The organism is Oleisolibacter albus (assembly GCF_003336875.1).
GTDB lineage: Bacteria > Pseudomonadota > Alphaproteobacteria > Azospirillales > Azospirillaceae > Niveispirillum > Niveispirillum album.
In genome coordinates this window covers 173,591-197,192 of record NZ_QGNJ01000009.1, presented here as the reverse complement: position 1 = coordinate 197,192, position 23,602 = coordinate 173,591, and the positions used below count along the sequence as shown (strand labels likewise).

The window sequence follows — 23,602 nt, the reverse complement described above, 5'->3', positions numbered from 1 at the left end:
CCCGGGCCGGATAGACCAGCCCGCGCGCCGCGTCCGGCGTCGGTGTGGCCTGCCCCGGCTTCTTCATCCAGCCGAAAGGTGAGGCGCGGGCGCGCGCGGCGGGGGGGAATCGGGCGGAGGGGGCGGCCCCCCCGGGTCAGAGCAGGCGGGTGCCCAGCAGGCTTTCGGCGGCGGCGCGGGCGGCGGGGGTGATTTCGGCGCCGGAGAGCATGCGGGCGATCTCCTCCAGCCGGTCGGCGGGACCCAGCTCCACCACCTCGGTCTGGGTGCGGCCGGCGCTGCTGCGCTTGCGCACATTCCAATGGTGCCCGCCGCGGGCGGCCACCTGCGGGCTGTGGGTCACCACCAGCACCTGGAGCCCCTTGCCGCCCAGCGTGGCCAGACGCTCGCCGATGGCATCGGCTACGGCGCCGCCGACACCGGTATCCACCTCGTCGAACACCAGGGTCGGCACGGTGCCGACCTGGGCCAGCACCACCTTCAGCGCCAGCATGAAGCGGGCCAGCTCGCCGCCCGAGGCGATCCGGGCCAGCGGACCCGGCGGGGCGCCGGGATTGGTGGCGACCAGGAAGGCCACATCGTCGATGCCCTGCGGCCCCCAGCCCTCCTCGCCGGTCTGGGCCACGCGGGTGGTGAAGCGGGCCTTCTCCATGCGCAGCGGCTTCAGCTCCGCCGCCACGGCCCTGTCCATGCGGGCGGCGGCGGCGGTCCGCGCCTGGGACAGCGCCCGCGCCGCGGCCAGATAGGCGGCCTTGGCCTGCTCCGCCTGGGTGGCCAGCCGTTGCAGGATGTCGCCGGTATCCTCGATCAGGGTCAGGCGGCGGGCCATGTCGGCGCGCAGCGCCACCAGACCATCGACGCTGGTGGCATGTTTGCGGGCCGCGGCGCGCAGCGCGAACAGCCGTTCCTCGATGCGGTCGAGGCTGCCGCCGTCAGTGTCCACATCGGCCACCAGGGCCTGAAGGCTGCGCGCGGCCTCGGCGATGTCGGCCGCGGCCTCGTCCAGGGCGGTGATGACGGGATCGAGCCGCCCGCCCGCCTTCTCGGCGATGCGGCCCAGGGTGCGCAGGGCGCTGGCCAGCGACCGTTCGGCCCCGCGCTCGCCCGACAGCTCGCCATAGGCCTGGGTGATGGCCTCGATCAGCTTCTCCGCATGCTGGAGCACGACCCGCCGCTCGGCCAGCCCCGTCTCCTCCCCCTCCACCGGGGCCAGCTGGTCCAGCTCCTCCACCGCGTGGCGCAGATACTCCTCCTCGGCGCGGGCCTTGCCGGCCTCCTGCGCCGCCTGCACCCGCTCCTGCTCCAGCCGGCGCCAGGCGCGCCAGGCCTCGGCCACGGCACCGCTGCCGGCGCGCAGGCCGGCATAATCGTCCAGCAGGTCGCGGTGGATGCGCTGGTCCATCAGGCCGTGCGTCTCGAACTGGCCATGCACCTCCACCAGCGTCTCGCCCAGGCGGCGCAGCAGGGTGACGCCCACCGGCTGGTCGTTGACGAAGCAGCGGGAGCGGCCGTCGGCGGTGAGGGTGCGGCGCAGGACCAGCGTGTCCTCCGCCTCCAGCTCCTGCTCGCGCAGGATGGCGAAGGCGGGATGGTCGGCGCGGCCGCCGAGATCGAATTCCGCGGTGACGCTGGCCTGGTCGCAGCCATGGCGCACCAGCCCGCTGTCGCCCCGCGCCCCCAGCGCCAGCCCCAGCGAATCCAGCAGGATGGACTTGCCGGCGCCGGTCTCGCCCGTCAGCACGCAGAGGCCGGGGCGGAAGGCGAGGCTCAGCCGCTCGATCAGCACCACGTCGCGGATCGTCAGCGTCACCAGCATGAAGGTCACCGGAAGGCAGAAAGGCCCCGCCGGACGGCCGGCGGGGCGGGGAAGGGGGTCAGAACATCCAGTTCCAGGCGCGGCTCAGCAGCGATTCCTGTTCGCTGTGGCGCTTGCCGTTCATCAGGGCGTAGGTGTCCTGGTACCAGGGGCTGCCGGGGTAGTTGTGGCCCAGCACGGCCGCCGTCACCTGGGCCTCGTCGCGGATGCCCAGGGCCAGATAGGCCTCGGTCAGGCGGTGCAGCGCCTCCGGCACATGGCTGGTGGTCTGGTACTCGTCCACCACGCGGCGGAAGCGGCGGATGGCCGCCATGTACTCGCCCACGCCGAGATAGTAGCGCCCGACCTCCATGTCCTTGCCGGCCAGATGGTCGCGGGTCAGGTCGACCTTGAGACGGGCATCGCGGGCGTAGGGGGTGTTGGGGAAGCGCCGCACCACCTCGTTCAGCGAGGTCAGCGCCGCCTCGGTCTCCGACTGGTCGCGGCGGACATCGACGATGCGCTCATAGTGGCACAGCGCCTTGAGATAATAGGCGTAGGCCACATTGCGGTTGCCGGGGTGCAGGCCGATGAAACGGTCGAGCGTCTCGATCGCGTCATCGTACTTGTAGGCCTGGTAATGGGCGAAGGCCGCCATCAGCTGCGCCCGCACGGCCCATTGCGAGTAGGGGTGCTGGCGCTCCACCTCGTCGAACAGGGCCGCGGCCTTGGCGTAGTTGGTGCGGTCCATGGCGTTGGCCGCCTCGGTGTAGATCTGCTCCACCGGGCGCTCCACATAGGGAACCTCTTCCTTCTTGCCGGCACAGGCCGACAGCAGCAGCAGAGCCACGGGTGCCAGGACCCGAAGGCGGCGGGAGCGGGGCAGGCCAGTCAGGAGCATTTCTGTCGACAACCAAGCAGCAAAGGTGCGGGGACTTATAGCACGCGGAATGCGGACATCGCCAAGCGGCAACTGCATCCCGGCCTGCGGGGAGGCTGCGGCGCGATCACGGCGGAAGCATGGCGCACCCCCGGCCCGGGCACGGCGCAGCCCGCCGCCGCGCCCGGCGGCCGGGGCGGGGGCAGGCGCGGCGCGGTCCGGCGCAACGGGACAAGGGCATCAGGCGATGGCGGCCACGGGCTCGTCGGCCCAGGCCGGCGCCGCATCCTCCCAGCGCCAGGCGGTGGAATCGGCGAACAGCGCCCGCAGCACGGCATTGTTCATGGCATGACCGCCGCGCAGGCCCTGGTAATGGCCGAGGATGGGCGCACCGGCCATATAGAGGTCGCCGACGGCATCCAGGATCTTGTGGCGGATGAACTCGTCGCCATAGCGCAGGCCGCCCTCGTTCATCACCCGGTCGCCATTGATGACGACGGCGTTGTCCAGCGAGCCGCCGCGGCCGAGTCCGGCCTTGCGCATGGCCTCCACCTCGTGCAGGAAGCCGAAGGTGCGGGCGCGGCTGACCTCACGCTTGAAGCTGCTGCCGCTGGTCAGCAGCAGCGAGCCGGTCTGGCGCCGGATCAGGGCCGTGTTGTCATAGACGATCTCGGCCCCGAAGCTGCTGACCGGGGAGGGGGACAGGCTGACCTGCTTGTCACCGTCGCTGACCCGCACATCCTTCAGCACGCGGATGACGCGGCGCGGCGCCTCCTGTACGGCGATGCCGGCGCACTCGATCAGGAAGACGAAGGGGGCGGCGCTGCCGTCCATGATCGGCACTTCGGCGCCGTCGATCTCCACCACCAGATTGTCGATGCCGCAGCCGCGCAGGGCCGCCATCAGATGCTCGACCGTGCCGACGCTGGCCTTGTGCGCGTTGGCGATGACCGTGCACATGCGGGTGTCAACCACATGATCCCACAGGGCCGGGATCACGCCCTCACCCTCGGGGCGGTCGGTGCGGACGAAGACGATGCCGCTGTCCACCGGGGCCGGGCGCAGAGTCATGCGCACCTGCTGGCCGGAATGGACGCCCACGCCGGTGCAGTTGATCGGTGCCTTCAGGGTCTGTTGCCAGGACATGATTGCCAGCTTTCTTGCTCGGTCGGTCTCGTCCGCGTCCGGCATCTGCGTGCCGGTGCATGGGGAGGCCGGTTGGTCTCTCGTATCGCCCCTGCTGGGGTATCGCCCCTGATGGGATCGGTCCGCTGTCTTCGTGGCGCTTGCCCTTTGCGCCGCAGCATCCCGGCACCCCGGTACCCTGTTGAGATAGACCGTGCGAGAGACACTCTCAAATCACTCTTTGTTACCGTTTATTACGGTGAAGATCGGCTGGTAAGTCCTTGGCCTGTCGTCATATTCCGGCCATTTTTCCGCCATTTCTGCGCGCGGGCGGAAATGCACAGGGCCGGCCCCTGCCGGGACCGGCCCTGTCATGCTGCGATGCGTTGCGGCGTTGGCGTTCCGCGGCCCCGCCGCCGGCAGATGACCGCCGGCGGCGTCGGCCCCGGTCAGTTGGCCTGCCGGCGCAGGAAGGCGGGGATGTCCAGCATCTCATCCTCACCATGGCCCGGCTTTGCCCGCGGCGCGGTCTCCGCCACCGGCGCCTGCGGGGCCGGCTGCGGCGGGCGCGGCGCCATCACCGGTGCCGCCGCCTGGGGGGCCGGCGCCTGGGTGTGGGGGGCGGCGTGGGGCGCGGCCTGGCGCGGGGCCGGCTCGCTGCCGGCGAAGCCGAACATGCGCTGGAACAGGCCCTGCTTCTTCGGCTGCGGCGGGGTGAAGCGCTCCGGCGGCTGGGTCTGGGCCAGACGCGGACCGGCATCGGCCGGACGCGGCGGGATGAAGCCGCCCTCGCGGCGGTCACCGCGCAGCGGTCCGCCCTGGGGAGCACCCTGCGGCGTGGCGGCCTGGGCCGCGTGCGTCTGGGGCGCAGGGGCGGACGCGGCGCGCGGCGGCACGGCCTCGAACATGCGCGGCTCGCCCGTCCAGGCCTCGGCCGGGCGCTGCTCCGGCTGGGCCGGCGGGGCCATCTCCGCGGCGGCCGCCTGCACCGGCGGCTCGGCCGCGGCCTGGCCGGGCAGGGGGGCCGGGGCGATGTTGTAGAAGCCCGGCGCCGGCTGCGGTGCCGCCGGGCGCATGGGCGCCGGGTTGGCCGGGGCCGCCGGACGGCGCGGAATGGCGTTGGCCGCCTGGGCCGGGGTGCCCACCACCTGCAGCGGCGGCTGCGCCGCCAGCCGGGTCTGCTGGGCCGCGGCATTGTCGATGCCGGTGGCCACCACCGACACCCGCATCTTGCCGTCCATGCTCTCGTCGAAGGTGGAGCCGAAGATGATGTTGGCTTCCGGATCGACCTCGTCGCGGATGCGGTTGGCCGCCTCATCCACCTCGAACAGGGTCATGTCGTAGCCGCCGGTGATGTTGATCAGCACGCCGCGGGCGCCCTTCATGCTGATGTCGTCCAGCAGCGGGTTGCTGATGGCGGCCTCGGCGGCGTCGATGGCGCGGCGCTCGCCCGTGGCCTCGCCGGTGCCCATCATGGCCTTGCCCATCTCCGTCATCACCGTGCGGATGTCGGCGAAGTCCAGGTTGATGAGGCCGGGCATGACCATCAGGTCGGTGACGCCGCGGACGCCGGCATGAAGCACGTCGTCCGCCATCTTGAAGGCGTCGGCGAAGGTGGTCTTCTCGTTGGCGATCCGGAACAGGTTCTGGTTCGGGATGATGATCAGCGTATCGACATACTGCGCCAGCTCGGTGATGCCGCTCTCCGCGGTGCGCATGCGGTGCGCGCCCTCGAAGTTGAAGGGCTTGGTCACCACGCCCACGGTCAGGATGCCCTGCTCGCGCGCCGCGCGGGCGATGACCGGCGCCGCACCGGTGCCGGTGCCGCCACCCATGCCGGCGGTGATGAAGCACATGTTGGTGCCGGACAGGTGCCCCAGGATCTCTTCGAGCTGCTCCTCGGCGGCGGCGCGGCCCACATCGGGACGCGAGCCGGCGCCCAGGCCCCGGGTGATGGTGCTGCCGAGCTGGATCCGCTTCTGCGCCAGATTGCCCTGCAGGGCCTGGGCATCGGTGTTGGCCACGACGAACTCGACCCCCTCCAGATTGGAGCGGATCATGTTGTTGACGGCGTTGCCGCCGGCCCCGCCGACACCGAACACGGTGATGCGGGGCTTGGTCTGCACCTCGACAGAGGTCGGGATCGTGACTTTGATGCTCATCTCGGGGCTCCTCTGGGGCAGGAGGGTCTCGCGGGGGCTGGGAGCGCTCGCCGGCGGTGCGAGCGGATCTCGGGGCGGCGGTAGGGGGGGCTGCGGGGGCGGGGTCATAAATTCTCCCTCAGCCAGAGCCGGGTTCTGCCCCACCAGCTGGTGGGCTGTTCCATCAGCGGGGCGAGAGCCGGAAGTTCCTGGTGCTGCTGCACGGCATAGGCCAGCAGGCCGGCGGCGGCGGCGAAGGCAGGGCCGCTGACCGTTTCGGCCAGCCCGCCGATGCGCAAGGGGCGGCCCATGCGCACCTGCTTGTCCAGCACGCTGGCGGCCAGTTCGCGCATGCCGGTGAGCTGCGAGGCGCCGCCGGTCAGCACGACCCGGCGGCCGGCGACCTTGGACAGGCCCGAGGCCTCCAGCCGGCCGCGCACCAGTTCGAAGATCTCCTCCAGCCGCGGCTGGATGATGCCGACCAGCAGCGATTTCGGCACATGGTTGGCGTGGCCGCGCTCCTCCTCGCCGATCTGGGGGACATCGATGATCTCCCGCTCGTCGGAGCTGGCGGCGACGGCGCTGCCATACAGGGTCTTCAGCCGCTCGGCATGGGCCACGGTGGTGGTCAGGCCACGGGCGATGTCGTTGGTGACATGGGCGCCGCCCAGGGGGACGCTGTCACACCACACCATCTTGCCGTCGAAGAACACCGACAGGCTGGTGGTGCCGCCGCCCATGTCGATGAGGGTGACGCCCAGATCCATCTCGTCCTCGACCAGGCAGGACAGGCCGGCGGCATAGGGGCTCATGACGAAGCCCTCCACACCCAGATGGCAGCGGGCCACGCAGGTCATCAGGTTGCGCACCGGATTGGCGGCGGCGGTGACCACGTTCAGGCGCACGCCCAGCTTCTCCCCGACCATGCCGCGGGGATCGCGGATGCCCTTGGAGCCGTCGACGCTGTAGCCCACGGGGATGGAATGGATCAGCTCGGCGTCGGCCGACACCTCCAGGTGGCGGGCCTGGGCCAGGGCGCGCTTGACGTCGGCGTCGGCGATCTCGGCCCCGGCCACCGGGGTTTCCACGGTCAGGGTCTGGCTTTCCGGCTGGCCGCCGGACAGGCTGACCAGCACGTCGCGGATCTGCTCGCCGGCCATAGTCTCGGCCGCATGCACGGCGGTGCCGATGGAGGTTTCCGCCGCCTCCATATCGACGATGCCGCCGGAGCGCACGCCGCGGCTGACCTGATGGCCGATGCCGACCACGCGGATGCCGCCGCGCTCATCGACCTTGGCGATGAAGCAGACGACCTTGGTCGAGCCGACATCCAGCGCCGCGATGGTGCCGCCGCGGGCCACGCGGCGCGGCTTGCTGCGGACGTTGAGGGCTCCCGGAAACGCCATGTGCCGCCCCCTCAGATCTTCTGCTTGGCGGGCGGCTTGCGCCGCAGGGCTGCGGACTCGGCCGAGGTCTGCACGCTCAGCCGGTCGGGCACGCGCAGGTCGATGGCGACGACGTCGCGCTCCAGCACCTGGTTGGTCTGCTGGATGGCGGCCAGCTGGCGCAGGGCCGGGGCCATGCCGGTCTCCGGCAGGCGCACATCGATGCCATTGTCCAGATGCAGGTCCCAGCGGCGGCCGCCCACCAGCACAGCGGCATTGACGCGCTGGCCGATGCTGGGCTCGGACGCCAGCAGCCGCAGCAGCTCGCCCCCATGCTTCGGCGCCTCGGCCCCCACCAGCATGGGCAGCCTGTTCCAGCGGTCGAGATTGTCGGTGGTCAGCACCACCCCGTCGCCATCGACCAGATGCAGGGCCTGCTCATGCTGCCAGATGGCCATGGGCGTGCGCTCGGTGATGCGCACATACACGGTGTCGGGCAGGCGCCGCTCCACCGTGGCGGCGGCGACCCAGGGGATCTGCTCCAGCGCCTGCCGGGCGGTATGGGGATCGAAGGCCAGGATCGGCATGCCGCGCTGCACGCCCAGCGCCGCCAGCACCGCCGCCTTGTCGGCTTCGCGGCGGCCGCTGACCAGCACCTCGCGCACGGCCAGGCCGGAGCGGGCCGAGGTGTCGAGGAAGCGGGCGGAGACGGTCTCCACCATCTCCGGCAGGCGGCCGCTGACCCAGCCCCAGCCCCCGAGACCCAGCACCGCCAGCAGCGGCAGCCCCCGCAGGCCCAGTGCCAGGGCCGGCCCGGCCCAGCGCGGCATGGCGCGCCGGCGGTTGGCCCGCTGGGCGGCATGCAGCGTGGCGCTGCGGGCCCGCTCGGCGATGCGGGCCCGGGGACTGTCGGTGCTGAGGGGGGCTGATGTCAGACGTGGCATCGGGCGTGCTCAACGATCCAGGCGCAGAGGTCGGCATAGGCGATGCCCCGCGCCGCCGCCTGTTCGGGCAGCAGCGACACCGGCGTGAAGCCGGGTTGGACATTGATCTCCAGGAAGTACAGGCCGCCGATGCCGTCCTTGCTGTCGTCCCAGCGGAAATCGCTGCGGCTGACGCCGCTGCAGCCCAGGGTCTGGTGGGCCAGAACGGCCAGACGCATGGCCTCCTCGGCCACGGCGGCCGGAATCCGGGCCGGGCAGACATGGACCGAGCCGCCATCGGCGTATTTGGCGGTGTAGTCGTAGAAGCCCTGGGCGGGCAGGATCTCGGTCACGGCCAGGGCCTTGTCGCCCATGACACCCACGGTCAGCTCGCGGCCGGGGATGAAGGACTCCACCAGCACGCGCTCGCCATAGATCCAGCCATCCTCGGCCAGGATGGTGTGGTTGTCGCCGGCGCGCACGATGCGCACGCCCACCGACGAGCCCTCATCCACCGGCTTGACCACATAGGGCGGGGCGATGACATGGCCGGCCAGCACCTCGTCGCGGCTGGCGACGACGCCGTCGGCCACCGGCATGCCCACGGTGGACAGCACGCGCTTGGTCAGGGCCTTGTCCATGGACAGGGCCGAGGCCAGCACGCCGGAATGGGTGTAGGGGATGCGCAGATAGTCCAGCACGCCCTGGGTCACCCCATCCTCGCCGCCGCGGCCATGCAGGGCGTTGAAGATGACGTCGGGCGCCGGGGTCAGGGCCGCCAGCAGGCCGGGCAGGTCACGCTGCACATCGATGGTGGTGACGCGGTAGCCCTTCGAGGCCAGCGCCTCGGCAATGCGGGCGCCGCTGACCAGCGACACGTCCCGCTCAGCCGACCAGCCGCCCATCAGGACGGCCACATGCTTGCGACGCTGCTCACTCATCCCACAATCCCCCAAGGGTCCCCACCGGCTGGCATCCGCTGTGCCTGGCCGACCCGCACCAGTGTCCCCAGCGGAAAGGTCCCGGCAATTTCTGCCGAACGCAAGATTTTGTATAAGCGCCGCGCCGGAGTACCACAAAATCCGGTGTAGGCGACGATTCGCGGCGGCGCAAGCCCCCGGCACCGGCGCTGCCGCGATTTTCCCGGGCGCCACCGGCCAGTGTTGCGCAAAAGACTCGGGGGCGGGGCCGATGGCTCATCATGCGGCCTCCGACCCGGCCGAAAGGGGTAAGCCGATGCGGCGGATCTCCCAGCGCAGGCTGATGCCGCTGGTCTCCAGCACCCGCCGCCGCACCTCCTCGCCCAGTGATTCGAGGTCGTGCGCCGTGGCGCCGCCCAGGTTCAGCATGAAGTTGCAGTGCTTCTCGCTCATCTGGGCGCCGCCGATGGTCAGCCCGCGGCAGCCGGCCTGGTCGATCAGCTGCCAGGCCTTGTGCCCCGGCGGATTGGCGAAGGTGCTGCCGCCGGTGCGGGCGCGCACGGGCTGGCTGTCGGCCCGGGCCTGCTGGATGGCCTCGATGCGGGCGGCGATGGCGGCGGCATCGTCGCGCCGGCCCTGGAAGCGGGCGGCGGTGAAGATGACATCATCGGGCACGCCGCAATGACGGTAGGTCAGATCCAGCGCCGCCCGGTCATAGCGGTGCCGGCGGCCGCGGCGGTCGACGCCCTCGGCCTCCAGGATCACGTCCACGATCTCCCCGCCATAGGCGCCGCCATTCATGCGCACGGCCCCGCCGATGCTGCCGGGAATGCCGGACAGGAACTCCAGCCCGGCCAGGGCGGCGTCGCGGGCGGTCAGCGCCACATTGAGGTCGAGCGCGCCGGCCCCGGCCGTCAGGCTGTCACCGTCCACACTGATGCCGGCGAAGCCGCCGCCCAGCCGGATGACCACGCCGGGCACGCCGCCGTCACGCACCAGCAGATTGCTGGCCACGCCGATCACGGTCACCGGCACATCGTCCGGGCAGCCGGCCAGGAAACCGGCCAGATCCTCGGCGTCGGCCGGGCGGAACAGCACCTCGGCCGGGCCGCCGACACGGAACCAGGTCATCGGCCCCAGGGGCACATCCGCCGCCAGCCGGCCGCGCACCGGCGGCAGACGCTCGATCAGCTGTGTGGTGACGCCCCCGCGTGCCGATGCCTCCATCAATGCCCCCCGCCTGCGCGGTTGGCGCCGAACAGCCGGTCCAGCTCGGCCGGCAGGGCATTGGCCCACTGGGTGATGGTGCCGGCGCCCAGGCAGACCACGAAGTCGCCGGGCCGGGCCATGTCGCGCACCAGGGACGGCAGCGCCTCGGGCGAGGGCAGGGCCACCACCTGGCGGTGGCCGCGCATGCGCAGACCCTCCACCAGCGCCTCTTTGCTGGCGCCCTCGATCGGCTGCTCGCCGGCGGCATAGACGTCGGCGACGATGACGGCGTCGGCGTCGTTGAAGCAGGTGCAGAAATCCTGGAACAGCGAGGACAGGCGGGAATAGCGGTGCGGCTGCACCACGGCGATGGTGCGGCCGGTGCCGGCGGTGCGGGCCGCCTTCAGCACGGCCTGGATCTCCACGGGGTGGTGGCCGTAATCGTCGATGACGACGATGCCGTTGCTCTCCCCGGTGCGGGTGAAGCGGCGCTTGACGCCGGAGAAGCGGGCGAAGGCGGCGCGGATGGCCTCGTCCTCGATGCCCATGTTGATGGCGACGGCAATGGCGGCCAGCGAGTTCTGCACATTGTGCAGCCCGTACATGGGCAGGACGACGCCGGTGATGGTGCGGGCCTCGCCCAGCACGCGCTCGGACACGGTGACGTCATAGCGGGCGCCGGCGGTGCCGGTCTCGACATTGACGGCGCGCACATCGGCCTGGGGGCTGAAGCCGTAGGTGACGATGCGGCGGTCGACGCGGCCGATCAGGGCCTGCACCTCGGGATGGTCGATGCAGAGCGCGGCGAAGCCGTAGAAGGGGATGTTCTCGACGAAGCGGTCGAAGGCCTTCTTCTCTTCCTCGAAGGTGCCGTAATGGTCGAGATGCTCCGGGTCCAGGTTGGTGACGATGCCGATGGTGGCCGGCAGCTTGGTGAAGGTGCCGTCGCTCTCGTCCGCCTCCACCACCATCCAGTCGCCGGCGCCCAGCTTGGCGTTGGTGCCCAGGCTGTTGATGATGCCGCCATTGATGACGGTGGGGTCGAAGCCCGCCCCTTCCAGCAGGGCCGCGACCATGCTGGTGGTGGTGGTCTTGCCGTGGGTGCCGGCGATGGCGATGGACCATTTCAGCCGCATCAGCTCGCCCAGCATCTCGGCCCGGCGCACCACGGGGATGAGATGGGCGCGGGCGGCGGCCACCTCGGGATTGTCGCTCTTCACGGCGCTGGAGATCACCACCACGGCGGCGTCGCCCAGATTGTCGGCCCGGTGGCCGACCTCGACGCGGATGCCCAGCTTGCGCAGGCGCTGGACATTGTAGTTGTCGCTCATGTCGCTGCCCTGGACCGCATAGCCCAGATTGTGCAGCACCTCGGCGATGCCCGACATGCCGATGCCGCCGATGCCGACGAAGTGGATGGTCCCGATATTGAGAGGCAGGGCCCTCATGCTGATACTCCAGGGCGGTGCGCGGTCGGCGTGGCGGCGGTCGGCGTGGGGAGGGGACGGACAGGCGCGCGGCGGCGGCCGGCACGGTCCGGGTGGCGGGGCACGGAGTGGATGGGACGGCACGGCCGGGGGCCGCGCAGGGCGCCGTTATGCGCAAGTCGGGCGCCGCTGTCACCCGCCATCACGGGGAGGCAGACCACCATTTTGCGGGAGGCGGTGCCGGGGGCCGCAGGCTGCTGCACGCGGGGCGCGATGGTCATGCCGCCAGCCCTCCCGCCGGGGTGGAAACGCCGTCGATGCGGGCCAGCACGGCATCGGCCAGACGCTGGGCGGCGTCGGGCATGCTCCAGGCGAAGGCGGCCTTGGCCATGGAAGACAGGGTGGCCGGGTCGGCCAGCAGGGCCGCCAGCAGGGCGGACAGGCTTTCCGGCGACATCTCCGACTGCGGCAGCAGCCGCGCCCCGCCGGCCCCGGCCAGGGCGCGGGCATTGGCCGTCTGGTGGTCGTCCATGGCGTGGGGATAGGGCACCAGGATCGACGGGCGCCCGGCCACGGCCAGCTCGGCCACGGTGCCGGCGCCGGAGCGGCCGATCATCAGATGGCAGCCGGCCAGCCGCGCCGGCATGTCGCGGAAGAAGGGGGCCAGCTCGGCCTGGACGCCCATCGTGATATAGGCGCTGCGAGCGGTCTCGATATTCTCGGTGCGCGCCTGCTGCACCAGCTTCAGGCGCAGGCGCAGATCCTCCGGCAGCAGGGCCACGGCCCGCGGCACCACCTCGCCGAACACGGCGGCGCCCTGGCTGCCGCCGGTGACCAGCAGGGTCACGGCGCCATGGGCGGTGGGGGCGGGATAGGGACAGTCGCGCAGGGCCAGGATGTCCGCGCGCACGGGGTTGCCGGTGCGGACGATGCGGCGGCCGTCGGCGGTCCCCAGCCCCTTGACCTCGGGGAAGGAGGTGCAGATCAGGCCGGCGCGGCGGACCATCAGCCGGTTGGCGCGGCCCAGCACGGCGTTCTGCTCGTGCAGGATGGTGGGGATGCCGCGCTGCTGGGCGGCGAACACGGTGGGCACCGAGGGATAGCCGCCGAACCCGACCACGGCGGCCGGGTCCAGGCTGCGCATCAGCCCGCGGGCCTGGGCCGTGCCGGCCACCAGCTCCACCACCATGCGCAGCTTGCCGGTCAGACCGGGGGCGGCGGTGGCGGCGCGGATGCGCTCCACCGGCACGTCGGGCAGGGCGTCGCCGAAGGCCTTGCCGCGGATGTCGGTCACCAGCACCACGCGCCGGCCGCGGGCCAGCAGCTCGCGGGCCAGGGCCTCGGCCGGGAACATGTGGCCGCCGGTGCCGCCGGCCGCCAGGACGATGGGACGGGTCTGGTTCATGCGCCCTCTCCCGGCCCGAAGCGCTTGCGCGTCAGGGCCAGCAGCATGCCCATGCCGATGCCCAGCGCGATCAGCGAGGAGCCGCCATAGCTGATGAAGGGCAGGGTCATGCCCTTGGTCGGGATCAGATGCAGGGTCGATCCCATATTGACGATGGATTGCAGCCCGAACTGCATGGTCAGGCCGCTGGCGGCCAGCACCACGAACAGGCTCTGGTCATTGAAGGCGCGCATGAAGCAGCGCAGGACCACGAAGGCGAACAGCAGCAGGATCAGGGTGCAGACCACCAGCCCCAGCTCCTCGCCGGCCACGGCGAAGATGAAGTCGGCGTGGCTGTCGGGAATGGTCATCTTCACCGTGCCCTGGCCGGGGCCGGTGCCCCACAGCCCGCCATGCTTGAACGCCTCCAGGGCGCGGGCGACCTGGTAATTGTCGCCGGCGGCCGGATCAAGGAAGCGGTCGATGCGGCTCTGCACATGGGAGAACATGAAATAGGCGCCGACAAGGCCGCCGATACCGGCCACCACCACACCCGCCACCAGCAGGATCGGCAGCCCGGCCAGGAAGAACTGGCCGGCGAAGACCGAGGTGATGACGAAGGTCTGGCCCAGGTCGGGCTGGCTCATCAGCAGCAGCACGATCAGGGCATAAAGACCGCAGACCACGGGAATGCCGGGGAAATTCTCCTGATTGCGGTGCAGGGAGAACAGCCAGGCCGCCACCACGGCGAAGGCTGGCTTCAGGAACTCCGACGGCTGGATCGAGGTGCCGATATGGATCCAGCGCGTGGCGCCCTTGATCTCGGTGCCGATGAACAGGGTCAGGAACACCCCCACCAGGGAGACCAGGAACAGGCCCAGCGCCAGCCGCCGCACCCCGCGCGGCGACAGCAGCGACACCACGACCATGATGGCGAGGCCTGGCAGCAGCACCACCAGATGCTTCTCGATGAAGTGGAAGGTGCTGAGGCCGATGCGGTCGGCCACCGCCGGGCTGGCGGCCTGGATCAGCACCACGCCGATGACGGAGATCGCCACGATGGCGGCCAGGGTCCAGCGGTCGACCGTCCACCACCAGCGGCCGAGGATGGAATGGTCGGTGCGGGCGAACGAGATCATGCGCCGGTCCCTTCGCGCGGGCTGGGGCCGGTCTTCAGCCGGTCGACGGCCTGGACGAAGGCCTCGCCCCGGACCTCGAAATTGGGGAACTGGTCGAAGCTGGCGCAGGCCGGCGACAGCAGCACCACGCCGCCGGCATCACCGGCGCGGGCGTCGGCGAAGGCGGCGGGCACGGCGGCGTCCAGCGTGCCGCAGCGCGCATAGGGCACGCCGTTGGCCTCGAGCCAGCGGGCGAACGCCTCCGTCGCCTCACCGATGAGATAGGCGCGGGCTACGTTGGGCATGAAGGGTTCCAGCCCGGCCAACCCCGTCTCCTTCGGCCGGCCGCCGAGAATCCAGTGGATGCCGCTGTAGCAGCCCAGGGCCTTGGCCGCGGCGTCGGCGTTGGTGGCCTTGCTGTCATTGATGAAGCGCACCCCGTCCAAGGTGGCGACGGCCTGCTGCCGGTGGGCCAGGCCGGGGAAGCTGCGCATGGCGGCGGCGATGACCGCCGGCGCCGTGCCCACCGCGCGGGCCAGCGCATAGGCGGCGCAGGCGTTCTGCCAATTGTGGCGGCCGGGCAGGGCGGGGCAGTCGCGCAGGTCCAGCACGGACAGGCGCCGGCCGTCGCTGTCATCGACCAACACCCCGTCGGCGGCGGAAATGCCGCCGGGCACGAAACGCTCGGACGAGATGCGGACGATGGTGCGCCCGCCCTCGGCCGCCAGCGCGTCGGCCATGGCTGCGGTGTTGGCCTCGTCCACGCCCAGGATGGCGACCGGGGCCGCCGCACCGGGGCGGAAGGCCAGACGCTTGGCGGCGATGTAGCCGTCCATGCCGCCATGGCGGTCGAGATGGTCGGGGGTGATGTTCAGCAGCACGGCGGCGTCGAAGCCCAGGCCGGGCGTCAGTTCCAGCTGGTAGCTGGACATCTCCAGCACATAGAGACCGCCGGGGCCCAGCGGACGGAAGCTCAACACCGGGATGCCGAGATTGCCGCCCACCTCCACCGCGCGGCCGGTGGCGGCCAGGATGTGGCCGGTCAGCGCCGTGGTGGTGGACTTGCCGTTGGTGCCGGTGATGCAGAGATAGGTGGCGTCCGGCTGCGCCCGCTTCAGCAGCTCCACATCGCCGATGATGGGGATGCCGGCGGCCTTGGCCCGCGCCGCCACCGGATGCGGCGCCGGGAAGGTGTGCGGGATGCCGGGGGAGAGCACCAGCGCCTCGACCCCGGCCAGATCGGCCCGGTGCAGATCGGTCAGGGCGATGCCGGCGCGGGCGGCGGCGTCCTGCCCGGCCTTGCCGTCATCCCAGGCCAGCACCTCCGCCCCCCCGTCCAGCAGGGCACGGGCCGCGGTCAGGCCCGAGCGGGCCAGACCCATGACGGCGAAACGGCGTCCCTTGAGGGCGGAGAGGTCGATCATTCCCGGAACTCAGCGCAGCTTGAGGGTGGACAGGCCGATCAGGGCCAGGATGACGGCGATGATCCAGAAGCGGATGACCACCGTCGGCTCCGACCAGCCTTTCTTTTCGAAGTGGTGATGGATCGGGGCCATGCGGAACACCCGCTTGCCCGTCAGCTTGAAGGAGGCGACCTGGATCATCACCGACAGCGCCTCCAGCACGAACAGGCCGCCGACGATGGCCAGAACCAGCTCGTGCTTGGTGATGACCGAGACCGCGCCCAGCGCGCCGCCCACCGACAGCGAACCGGTGTCGCCCATGAACACCATGGCCGGCGGGGCGTTGAACCAGAGGAAGCCCAGGCCGGCCCCGACCAGGGCGCCGCAGAACACCGCCAGCTCGCCGGTGCCGGGCACATGCTGGATGCCGAGATAGTTCGAGAAGATCAGGTTGCCCGACAGGTAGGCGATGAGGCCGAAGCAGGCGGCCGCGATCATGATCGGCACCGTGGCCAGACCGTCCAGCCCGTCGGTCAGGTTCACGGCATGGCTGGAGCCGATGATGACGATGACGGCGAAGGGGGCGTAGAGCAGCCCCATATTGATCAGCAGGTCCTTGAAGAAGGGCAGGGCCAGGCCGGTGGCCAGCGGCGCCGGCGTCACCGCCAGGTACCAGGCCACGGCGGTGACGGCCACGACAATGGTGCCGCCCATCTTGGCCCTGCTGGACAGGCCGGCCGTGTTCTTCTTGGTCAGCTTCAGGAAATCGTCGCCGAAGCCGACCAGGCCGAAGCCCACGGTCACCAGCAGCACGATCCAGGTATAGACGTTGGTCAGATCGACCCAGAGCAGGGTGCTGACGATCACGGCGATCATGATCATCAGCCCGCCCATGGTGGGCGTGCCCTTCTTCTTCAGGTGGGTTTCCAGATACTGCTCGCGGATGGGCTGACCCGCCCCCTGCACCGACTTCAGCCAGCGGATGACATGGGGGCCGATGACGAAGCTGATCAGCAGCGCCGTCATCACGGCTCCGCCCGTCCGGAAGGTGATGTACCGGAACAGGTTGAAGAGCTGGAACTGGTCGGCCAGCGGATAGAGCAGGTTGTACAGCATTCTCGTCTCTTAGCTTCCCGATAGCGCGGCCACGGCCGAACCGGCCCGGGACGACTGATCCAGGGCCAGCAGCGCCTCCACCACCAGGCTCATGCGGCTGCCGGCCGATCCCTTGACCATGACCACGTCGCCCGCGCGCACCGCCGCCGCCACCAGCGGGGCCAGCTCGGCGCTGCTTTCCGTCCAGCGGCCGCGCAGCGCGGCCGGCAGCCGGTCGAACAGGTGCTTCATGTTGGGGCCGCAGCAGTACACCAGGTCGGTGCCGGCGAGCCGCAGGGGTTCGGCAAGGCCGGCATGCAGGGAGGGCGACTGGACTCCCAGCTCCCGCATGTCGCCCAATACGGCGATGCGCCGACCACCGGCCCCCGGATCGGCCTTGCCCAGCACCGCCGCCGCCGCGGCCATGGCGACCGGGCTGGCATTGTAGCTTTCGTCGATCAGGGTCAGGCTGCCCTTGGTCAGCGGCACGCGCTTGCGCAGGCCGCGGCCCTTGATGGGCTGGATCTGGGAGAACTGGCGGGCGGCCACGGCCACGTCGCCGCCGGCGGCCTTGACGCAGAGCAGGACGCCCAGGCTGTTCATGACATGGTGCTGGCCCGGCAGGGACAGGGTGTAGGTCACGCGCTCGCCGCGGATGTCCGCCGTCACCAGCGAGGAGGTGGCGTGCAGCGAGCAGTCCAGCAGGCGGGCATCGGCCTGGTCGTGCCGGCCGAAGCTCCAGACCTGCCCCAGGCCCTGGGTGCGGGCGGCGGCCAGCAGCCGGCCGAAATGCGGATTGTCCCGGTTCAGCACGGCGGTGCCGGCCGTGGTCATGCCCTCGAAGATCTCGGCCTTGGCGTCGGCGATGCCCTCCACATTGGCGAAGAACTCCAGATGCACCGCCTCCACCGTGGTGATGATGGCCACGTCGGGCTTGACCATGCGGGTCAGGGCCGCGATCTCGCCGGCATGGTTCATGCCCAGCTCGAAGATGCCGAACGCGTGATCGGCCGGCAGCCGGGCCAGGCTGAGCGGCACGCCCCAATGGTTGTTGAAGCTGCCCGCGGTGGCATAGGTCGGTCCCAGCGCCTCCAGGCACTGCTTCAGCGCCTCCTTGGTGCCGGTCTTGCCGACGGAGCCGGTGACGGCGATGACCTTGCCGCGGAAATTGAGGCGGGCGACGCGGCCCAGATCCTCAAGCCCGGCCAGGGTGTCCTCGACCAGCAGCAGCGGCGCATCGGCCGGCAGGCCGGCCGGCACCGCCGAGACCAGGGCGGCCACCGCCCCCTTGGCCAGCGCATCGGCGACGAAGGCGTGCCCGTCGAAATTCGGACCCCGCAGCGCCACGAACAGGTCGCCCGGCTGCACCGTGCGGCTGTCGATGGAAACGCCGGTGGCCTGCCACTCGGCGCGGCTGGACTCCGCCGGGAGACGGGCCGGGAGACGGCCATTGGTGGCGGCGGCCGCGTCGGCCGCGGTCCACAGGATCGGGGTGCCGGTCTCCGTCTTCATGCCGTCGTCTCCTGTCCCTCACATGCCGGCGATGGCGGCCCGTGCCACGCTCGCGTCGTCGAAGGGGCGGACCTCGTTGCCGATGATCTGCCCCTGCTCATGTCCCTTGCCGGCGATGACCAGCACGTCGCCGGCCCCCAGCTCCTCCACGGCCAGGGCGATCGCCCTGGCCCGGTCATCGATCTCGGTCGCGTCCGGGCAGCCGGCCATGACCTCCGCCCGGATGGCGGCCGGCACCTCCGACCGCGGATTGTCGTCGGTGACGATGACCCGGTCGGCCAGCCGCGCGGCGATGCCGCCCATCATCGGCCGTTTGCCGCGGTCCCGGTCGCCGCCGCAGCCGAACACCACCGACAGGCGCGCCTGGGTATGGGGCCGCAAGGATTTCAGAACCGTTTCCAGACCGTCGGGGGTGTGGGCGTAATCCACATAGACGGCTGCGCCATTTTTAAGGCGGGCCACCAGCTCCAGCCGGCCGCGCACCACCTGCAGCCGTTCCAGCTGATCGGCGGCGGCCCCGGCCGCCTCGCCGGCGCCGATGACCAGGCCCAGGGCGCAGAGCGCGTTCCAGACCTGGAAACGGCCGACCAGCGGCAGTTCCACCGTGCGGCGCTGCCCCAGCACCTCCAGCTCCAGGCGCTGGCCATGGGGCAGGGGGGCGAGGTCGAGCACCTTCAGCTCGCGCCCGGACTGGCCGAAGCCCAGGACCGCCTGCTTGCGCGCCTTGCACAGGGCGGCCAGACGCTCGAATTCCGGGATGTCGGCATTGACGACCGCGGTGGCGCCGCGCGGCATCACCCGCTCGAACAGCATGGCCTTGGCCTTGAAATAGGCCTCCATGGTGCCGTGATAGTCCAGATGGTCGCGGGTCAGGTTGGTGAAGCCGCCCGTGGTCACCAGCACCCCGTCCAGGCGGTATTGGTCCAGCCCGTGGCTGGACGCCTCCATGGCCAGATGGTTGATGCCGGCTCCCGCCACCTCGGCCAGGGTGCGGTGCAGCGCGATGGGATCGGGCGTGGTCAGGCTGCCGCTCTGCGGGAAGCCCGGCGCCACCAGGCCCAGCGTGCCCATGGCCGCGGCCTTGTGGCCCAACCCCTCCCAGATCTGGCGGGTGAACTGGGCCGTGGAGGTCTTGCCGTTGGTGCCGGTGACGGCGGCGATGGTGCGGGGCTGGGCCGCAAAGAAGGCCGCGGCCAGCAGGGCCAGACGGCGGCGCGGATTCTCGTCCTCGATCAGGGCCACCGACCCGCAGTCCGGCGGCAGCACCGTGCCCTTGGGCGCCAGCACGGCCACGGCGCCCGCCGCCACCGCCTGGGGAATGAAGTCCCGCCCATCACGCACAGTGCCCGGCAACGCGGCGAACAGCGTTCCGGGCACCACCTTGCGGCTGTCCGCCGTGATCTCCGTGATCGGCGGGTCGCGTTCCAGCGCCAACGCCGAAATAGCGATTTCCGTGCGCGAGGCCATGAGTTCGGAGAGCCTTTTCATCAACGTGTTCCGCCGCCGGGATTGGCCGCCACCTGGGAGAGGGGCTTAGCCTGCTGCGGATTAATGGCAAGAGCTTGGACAATCTCCGGCGATTGCGCGTCCACAGGCCGCATGCCCAGCAGCGGCCCCATGCGGGCGATGATGCGCCCCACCGTCGGCGCGCCGACCCAGCCGCCGGTGGCGAAGCCGTAGCTTTTCTTGGTGCCCTTGGGTTCGTCCACCAGCACATAGACGACATAGCGCGGGTCGTTCATGGGGAAGGCGCCGAGGAAGGAGGAGATCAGCGCCTTGCGCGCATAGCCGCCATTCTTGACCTTCTCCGCCGTGCCGGTCTTGCCGCCGACGACATAGCCCGGCGTGTCGGCCTTGCTGGCGGTGCCGTTGGTCACCACCAGCCGCATCAGCTTGCGCATGGTGTCGGAGGTCGATTCGGAGATGATGCGGGTGCCCGGCACCTCCGCGCCCCGGTCCCGCTTCAGCAGCGTGGCCGGATGCATGATGCCGCCATTGACGATGCCGGCCGCCGCCGTGACCGTGTGCAGCGGACTGACCGACATGCCGTGGCCGAAGGCGATGGTCATCATGTTCACCTCGCGCCAGGGATTGGGCACGATGGGCCAGCCCGTTTCCGGGATCTCCAGCGGAACGGGTCTGGTCATGCCGACCTTGGTCATGAACTCCTTCTGCGCCGCCGGCCCCACCTGCTCGATCATGCGCACCGAGCCGATGTTGGAGGAGACCTCGAAGATCTCCGCCACATCCATCCATTTGTTCTCGGGATGGTAGTCGGTGATGGTGAAGCGGCCGATGCGGATGGGATGCGTGGTGTCGAAGCTGTCGCGCAGCCGCACCTTGCCGCTGTCCAGCGTCAGCGCCGTGTTCAGGATCTTGAAGGTGGACCCCATCTCGTACACGCCCAGCGTGTTGCGGTTGAACCGGGGGTCCAGGTCCTGTTCCGGCTGCGGCGGGGGCGGGCTGTGCGGATCGAAATCGGGCAGGCTGACCATGCCCAGGATCTCGCCGGTCTTCACATCCATGACCATGCCGGCGGCGCCGATGGCGTTGAACTCCTCCATGGTGGTGGCCAGTTCCTGGCGCAGCAGATGCTGGAGCCGCACATCGATGGACAGCTGCAGCGGCCCGTCCATCTCCTTCAGGCGGCTGTCATAGGACTGCTCGATGCCCATCAGGCCGGCATTGTCGATGCCGGTGAAGCCGACCACATGGGCCGCCAGATCGCCCTGCGGATAGATGCGGCGCTCCTCCTTCTGGAAGAAGACGCCGGGGATGCCCAGCCGGTTGATCTCGTACTGCTGCTTCGGCGTCAGGTTGCGCCGGATCCAGATAAAGCGCCGGTCCTGGCGCAGCTCCGCCTCCATGGCCTTGGGATCGAGGTCGGGCAGCACGCTGGCCAGCTTCACCGCCGCCTCGCGGGCGTCGAGGATCAGCTTGGGGTCGGCATAGGCCGACTGCGTGGTCAGCGAGGTGGCCAGCAGCACGCCGTTGCGGTCGACGATGTCGGCGCGGCCGGCATGGGGCGCGCGCAGCGCCGTGCGGGCGGTGACGGGTTCGTCCCCCCCGGTCAGCACCGTGGCCCCCACCAGCTTCAGCCCCACGGCGCCGAAGGCCAGGGCGAACAGCGCCGACAGCACCACCAGACGCGACCGTCCCTGTTCCAGCGCGCTGGAGGCGCGGCTCTGCAGCCGCACCCGCGGCTCGGGCCGGGCATTCTGCAGCCGCTCGATGCCGGCGATATCGAAGCCGGTCAGGGACAGGTGCGCGTCGGTCATCGGGCGGCTCCGTACTGAACCTTGACAACGGGCGCCGCGGTGCGGCCCGCCTCCTTGCCGGGCGCCGCGGTGGCGGTGGCGGCGGCGGATGTGGCCGGCGCGGACCTGGCATGGTTCTCGGCCACCTGGCTGGAGGCCGGCTTGCGGCCCGACGGCAGCGGCGCCTCGGCCACCAGGGCCGGCGTCTTCAGCGGGATCTGGTCCAGGGTGACGATCTGCTCGGCCTTGGTCGGCTGCAGCACCAGATGCTCCGCCACCAGCTTCTCCAGCCGGTCGGGATCGTTGAGATAGGCCCATTCGGCCTTGAGGACCTGGATCGCCTCCTGCTCCGCCACGATCTGCCGGTTCAGGCGGGACAGACGTTCCTCCTGCTCCTGCACGCGGTAGCTGGTCTGATAGAGGATGCCGCTGGCGGTGCAGGCCAGCGCGATCCAGACGATGGCGGACTTGCCGATCATGCGGCGTCTCCCCGGGACCAGGCCCTAGCTTCGGTACGTTCGGCACTGCGCAGCCGGGCGGACCGGGCGCGCGGATTGGCGGCCAGCTCGGCCTCGCCCGGCGTCACACCGGACTTGGCCCAGAGGCGGAAGGTGGGGGCGGGGCCGGCAGCGGCCGGACCCGGCAGATGGCGCGACGGCGACGGCACATTGCCGGAGCGCGTGCGCAGGAACTCCTTCAGCACCCGGTCCTCCAGCGAATGGAAGCTGACCACGGCCAGACGCCCGCCGGGCGCCAGCAGCCGCTCGGCCGCCTCCAGCCCGCGCTCCAGCTCGCCCAGCTCGTCATTCACGGCGATGCGCAGGGCCTGGAAGGTGCGGGTGGCCGGGTCGATGCCGTCCTTGGATTTCGGCACCACGCGGCGGACCAGCTCGGCCAGCTCCACCGTGCGGGTGAAGGGCTGGGTCTTGCGCTGTTCGACCACGGCGCGGGCCACGCGGCGGGAATGCCGCTCTTCGCCCAGGCGCCAGACGATGTCGGCCAGCTCCTCCTCGGGCAGGGTGTTGACCAGATCGGCGGCCGATTGCCCATCCCGTCCCATGCGCATGTCCAGCGGGCCGTCGAAGCGGAAGCTGAAGCCGCGGGCGGGATCGTCGATCTGCGGGCTGGAGACGCCCACATCCAGGGTGACGCCGTCCACCCGCGTCACGCCGCGGGCGGCCAGCAGCCGCTCCATGTCGCCGAAGCAGCCCGGCAGCAGGGTCAGCCGGCCGGGGAAGGCGGCGCCGAGCGCCGCGCCGCGGGCCACGGCCTCGGGATCGCGGTCGATGGCCCAGACGGTGCAGCCGGCCTCAAGCAGGGCGCGGCTGTAGCCGCCGGCGCCGAAGGTGCCGTCGACCATGACGGCGCCGGGGCGCGGCGCCAGGGCGGCCATCACCTCGTCGCGCAGGACGGGGATGTGGAGAAGGGCCGTGCTCATGCGCCCCCCTTGGCCAGGCCGCTGGTCTTGGCCAGGATGGTGCTGAGGGAGATGTTGTTGGCGCGGGCCTGCTCGCGGCTGCTGCGCTCATGCCCGGCGAAGGCCGCCGGCTCCCAGATCTGGAAGGTCTTGCGGCGGCCGACGAAGGACACGGACTCGGAGATGCCGGCGAAGGTCAGGAACTCGTTCGGGATGATGATGCGCCCCTCGGGATCGATGGTCAGGCGCACCGAGCCGCCGAACACCGTGGTTTCGATCAGGTCGCGGTAATCGTCGGGCGTGGCCGGGTCGTCCAGGGCGGCGGAGAGCTGGTCGAGATAGGCGATGGGGCAGGCGTCCAGCGCCTGGGCCTGGAGCGAGCGGAACACCACCAGCTCGGCCTGACCGCCCTCGCCGAGCAAGGCCGAGCGGAAGGGTGCCGGCACGGAGACCCGACCCTTCTTGTCAACCTTGTTGACGTATGTGGACAGGAACAGGCCCATCGTCCCCACCGGTTCGATGCCCGTCGGCATCGTTGCGCATTGCCCAGAGCCCGCTCGGTCCCGCGACCTCCGCCCGATGAACAGCGGGCGGTTTTCCGGCGCGGGATC

19 protein-coding genes are annotated in these 23,602 nt (G+C 70.9%); all 19 read right to left on the bottom strand.

What is annotated here, in order from left to right; all coding sequences use genetic code 11:
* Positions 1 to 136 precede the first annotated feature (136 nt).
* The 19 genes from recN to DK368_RS14060 all read right to left on the bottom strand — a co-directional run bounded on the left by recN (position 137) and on the right by DK368_RS14060 (position 23,524).
* The gene (gene recN / locus DK368_RS14150) at positions 137 to 1,816 is read right to left on the bottom strand and encodes a DNA repair protein RecN (protein WP_114394602.1); all 1,680 of its coding nucleotides are present in this window, start codon (positions 1,814 to 1,816) and stop codon (positions 137 to 139) included.
* 58 nt (positions 1,817 to 1,874) lie between these two features.
* Positions 1,875 to 2,696, bottom strand: coding sequence for an outer membrane protein assembly factor BamD (locus DK368_RS14145; RefSeq protein WP_114394601.1), 822 nt, complete (start codon positions 2,694 to 2,696; stop codon positions 1,875 to 1,877).
* 219 nt (positions 2,697 to 2,915) lie between these two features.
* A complete protein-coding gene (gene lpxC, locus DK368_RS14140; RefSeq protein ID WP_240002496.1) occupies positions 2,916 to 3,821 on the bottom strand; it encodes a UDP-3-O-acyl-N-acetylglucosamine deacetylase in 906 nt (301 codons plus the stop codon).
* 428 nt (positions 3,822 to 4,249) lie between these two features.
* Complete coding sequence (ftsZ, locus tag DK368_RS14135; RefSeq protein ID WP_114394599.1) at positions 4,250 to 5,962, bottom strand: cell division protein FtsZ; 1,713 nt, start codon at positions 5,960 to 5,962, stop codon at positions 4,250 to 4,252.
* A 104-nt stretch (positions 5,963 to 6,066) separates the two neighbouring features.
* On the bottom strand, positions 6,067 to 7,347 hold the full coding sequence (gene ftsA, locus DK368_RS14130) for a cell division protein FtsA (RefSeq protein WP_114394598.1): 1,281 nt from the start codon (positions 7,345 to 7,347) through the stop codon (positions 6,067 to 6,069).
* Between the two features lie 11 nt (positions 7,348 to 7,358).
* Positions 7,359 to 8,270, bottom strand: a complete 912-nt coding sequence (locus tag DK368_RS14125; protein ID WP_114394597.1) for a cell division protein FtsQ/DivIB — start codon at positions 8,268 to 8,270, stop codon at positions 7,359 to 7,361.
* Positions 8,258 to 9,190: a D-alanine--D-alanine ligase gene (locus tag DK368_RS14120; RefSeq protein WP_114394596.1), complete on the bottom strand. Its 933-nt coding sequence runs from the start codon at positions 9,188 to 9,190 to the stop codon at positions 8,258 to 8,260. Before DK368_RS14120 ends, DK368_RS14125 begins: the two co-directional genes overlap by 13 nt.
* 258 nt (positions 9,191 to 9,448) lie before the next feature.
* A complete protein-coding gene (murB, locus tag DK368_RS14115) occupies positions 9,449 to 10,396 on the bottom strand; it encodes a UDP-N-acetylmuramate dehydrogenase (RefSeq protein WP_114394595.1) in 948 nt (315 codons plus the stop codon).
* Complete coding sequence (gene murC / locus DK368_RS14110) at positions 10,396 to 11,826, bottom strand: UDP-N-acetylmuramate--L-alanine ligase (protein WP_114394594.1); 1,431 nt, start codon at positions 11,824 to 11,826, stop codon at positions 10,396 to 10,398. The genes murB and murC overlap by 1 nt, the downstream gene beginning before the upstream one ends.
* 256 nt (positions 11,827 to 12,082) lie before the next feature.
* Positions 12,083 to 13,210 (bottom strand): undecaprenyldiphospho-muramoylpentapeptide beta-N-acetylglucosaminyltransferase, encoded by a 1,128-nt coding sequence (gene murG, locus DK368_RS14105; RefSeq protein ID WP_114394593.1) that lies wholly within the window; start codon positions 13,208 to 13,210, stop codon positions 12,083 to 12,085.
* Entirely contained in the window at positions 13,207 to 14,328 is a 1,122-nt protein-coding gene (locus DK368_RS14100; protein ID WP_114394592.1) for an FtsW/RodA/SpoVE family cell cycle protein, read from the bottom strand. Before DK368_RS14100 ends, murG begins: the two co-directional genes overlap by 4 nt.
* Positions 14,325 to 15,731, bottom strand: coding sequence for a UDP-N-acetylmuramoyl-L-alanine--D-glutamate ligase (gene murD / locus DK368_RS14095; protein ID WP_114394591.1), 1,407 nt, complete (start codon positions 15,729 to 15,731; stop codon positions 14,325 to 14,327). The genes DK368_RS14100 and murD overlap by 4 nt, the downstream gene beginning before the upstream one ends.
* 9 nt (positions 15,732 to 15,740) lie before the next feature.
* Positions 15,741 to 16,826, bottom strand: a complete 1,086-nt coding sequence (gene mraY, locus DK368_RS14090) for a phospho-N-acetylmuramoyl-pentapeptide-transferase (protein ID WP_114394590.1) — start codon at positions 16,824 to 16,826, stop codon at positions 15,741 to 15,743.
* 9 nt (positions 16,827 to 16,835) lie between these two features.
* Positions 16,836 to 18,317, bottom strand: coding sequence for a UDP-N-acetylmuramoylalanyl-D-glutamyl-2,6-diaminopimelate--D-alanyl-D-alanine ligase (locus tag DK368_RS14085; RefSeq protein ID WP_114394589.1), 1,482 nt, complete (start codon positions 18,315 to 18,317; stop codon positions 16,836 to 16,838).
* Between the two features lie 18 nt (positions 18,318 to 18,335).
* A complete protein-coding gene (locus DK368_RS14080; RefSeq protein WP_114394588.1) occupies positions 18,336 to 19,805 on the bottom strand; it encodes a UDP-N-acetylmuramoyl-L-alanyl-D-glutamate--2,6-diaminopimelate ligase in 1,470 nt (489 codons plus the stop codon).
* Positions 19,805 to 21,595, bottom strand: a complete 1,791-nt coding sequence (locus DK368_RS14075; RefSeq protein WP_114394587.1) for a peptidoglycan D,D-transpeptidase FtsI family protein — start codon at positions 21,593 to 21,595, stop codon at positions 19,805 to 19,807. The genes DK368_RS14080 and DK368_RS14075 overlap by 1 nt, the downstream gene beginning before the upstream one ends.
* Positions 21,592 to 22,053 (bottom strand): cell division protein FtsL, encoded by a 462-nt coding sequence (ftsL, locus tag DK368_RS14070; protein WP_114394586.1) that lies wholly within the window; start codon positions 22,051 to 22,053, stop codon positions 21,592 to 21,594. The genes DK368_RS14075 and ftsL overlap by 4 nt, the downstream gene beginning before the upstream one ends.
* A complete protein-coding gene (gene rsmH, locus DK368_RS14065; protein ID WP_114394585.1) occupies positions 22,050 to 23,012 on the bottom strand; it encodes a 16S rRNA (cytosine(1402)-N(4))-methyltransferase RsmH in 963 nt (320 codons plus the stop codon). The genes ftsL and rsmH overlap by 4 nt, the downstream gene beginning before the upstream one ends.
* A complete protein-coding gene (locus DK368_RS14060) occupies positions 23,009 to 23,524 on the bottom strand; it encodes a division/cell wall cluster transcriptional repressor MraZ (RefSeq protein ID WP_240002495.1) in 516 nt (171 codons plus the stop codon). Before DK368_RS14060 ends, rsmH begins: the two co-directional genes overlap by 4 nt.
* Between the last annotated feature and the right edge of the window lie 78 nt (positions 23,525 to 23,602).